The organism is Streptomyces sp. I05A-00742 (genome assembly GCF_013055795.1).
GTDB lineage: Bacteria > Actinomycetota > Actinomycetes > Streptomycetales > Streptomycetaceae > Streptomyces.
In genome coordinates this window covers 1-819 of record NZ_JABETO010000096.1, presented here as the reverse complement: position 1 = coordinate 819, position 819 = coordinate 1, and the positions used below count along the sequence as shown (strand labels likewise).

1 protein-coding gene and 1 pseudogene are annotated in these 819 nt (G+C 81.1%); both read left to right on the top strand.

Annotation, left to right across the window (positions count from 1 at the left end):
• Positions 1–246 (top strand): annotated as a pseudogene (locus HN013_RS32230) (transferase); the annotation flags it as partial.
• The coding region (locus tag HN013_RS32225) for an HAD-IIIA family hydrolase (protein ID WP_171172562.1) at positions 243–819 on the top strand (577 nt) is incomplete at its 3' end. The pseudogene HN013_RS32230 and the gene HN013_RS32225, both read left to right, overlap by 4 nt.

The following is an 819-nucleotide window of genomic DNA, read 5'->3' as shown; positions in this document are numbered from 1 at the left end:
GCCTTCGGCTGGGCGCTGGGCACGGCCGAGTTCGCCCGGTCCCGCATCGCGCCGGGCCCGCGGACCGCGCCCGAGGTGGCCACGATGCTCGCCACCAGCGCCGTCATCCCGCCGCTCGCCGTCTGCCACCGGCTGCGCGGCGCCTGGCGGCACCGCGACGTCCGTCCGCCGACGGCTGCGGCGCCCGGCCCCGCCGTCGTGCCGGTCTCCGTACGGCCCGCCACGCGCCGGGGAGTCCGGCCGTGACCGCCCGCCGGCTCCCGGCCGCCGTGCTCTTCGACCGGGACGGCACCCTGGTCCGGGACGTCCCGTACAACGGCGACCCGGCCCGGGTGGTCCCCGCCCCCGGCGCCCGCCAGGCGGTGGCCCTGCTGCGGCGGCTGGGCGTGCCCCTCGGCGTGGTCAGCAACCAGTCCGGCGTGGCCCGGGGCCTCCTGACCCCGGCCCAGGTCGGCCGCGTCAACACGCGCATCGAGCGGCTGCTCGGCCGCTTCGACGTCTGGGAGGTCTGCCCGCACGCCCCCGACGCCGGCTGCCCCTGCCGCAAGCCCGCCCCCGGACTGATCCTCACGGCCGCCCGGGGCCTGGGCGTGGCCCCCGAGGACTGCGTCGTCATCGGCGACATCGGCAGCGACATGGACGCCGCCGCCGCGGCGGGCGCCCTCGGCGTACTCGTCCCCACCCGCGCGACCCGGCTGGAGGAGGTGGCCCGCGCCCATCGGTGGGCGCCCGACCTGCCGACGGCGGTGCGGGGCGTGCTGGCGCACTGGGCGGGCGGCCCGGGGGCGGACGGCCCGGCGGGCGGCCCGACGGCCGGCG